Source organism: Rhizobacter sp. P2_H2 (assembly GCF_056403375.1).
The window spans coordinates 1-778 of the sequence record NZ_JBFUFP010001647.1 but is presented as its reverse complement, the minus strand read 5'-3'; the positions used below and the strand labels follow the sequence as shown (position 1 = coordinate 778).

Below are 778 nucleotides of genomic sequence, written 5' to 3'. Positions count from 1 at the left end.
GTGTAGGGGAGTCGCCAAGTTGGTTAAGGCATCGGATTTTGATTCCGACATGCGAGGGTTCGAGTCCTTCCTCCCCTGCCAAATTCTTTGATGTGTCTTGTTTCCCGGTGCTCACACCAGCGCACGCGGGGCTGAAACGGAAGGGTGGGTGCGCTGGACCATGAATGCGCCCCTCGACACACCCCGCAACGCACCCCGCAAGAGCGTCGACGGAGGAAACGTGCTTTTCAACACCGTGCTGTTCACCGGCAATGCCAATCCCGCCCTCGCGCAGGAGATCGCATCGCATCTCGGCATCGAACTCGGCAAGGCTTCGGTCGGCCGCTTCTCCGACGGTGAAGTCGCCATCGAGATCCAGCAGAACGTCCGCGCCCGCGACATCTTCATCGTCCAGCCGACCTGCGCGCCGACGAACGAGAACCTGATGGAGCTGTGCATCATGGTCGATGCACTGAAGCGCGCCTCGGCCCGCCGCGTGACGGCCGTGATCCCCTACTTCGGCTATGCGCGGCAAGACCGCCGCCCGCGCTCGACGCGCGTGCCGATCAGCGCCAAGGTCGTCGCCAACATGCTCGAGGCCGTCGGCGTCGAGCGCCTGCTGACGATGGACCTGCACGCCGACCAGATCCAGGGCTTCTTCAACATCCCGGTCGACAACATCTACGCGTCGCCGGTGCTGCTGTCCGACCTGCAGAGCAAGCGCTATCAAGACCTCGTGGTCGTGTCGCCGGACGTCGGCGGCGTGGTGCGCGCCCGGGCGCTGGCCAAGCAGCTCGGC

General features: G+C 64.7%; 1 protein-coding gene and 1 tRNA gene. Both read left to right on the top strand.

The features are described 5' to 3' along the window. Window positions 1-4 precede the first annotated feature (4 nt). Window positions 5-81: transfer RNA gene (locus AC1D15_RS35345), tRNA-Gln, on the top strand. 139 nt (window positions 82-220) lie between these two features. After that, window positions 221-778 (top strand): ribose-phosphate diphosphokinase (locus AC1D15_RS35340; RefSeq protein ID WP_477829757.1); only part of this gene is annotated, 558 nt, incomplete at its 3' end.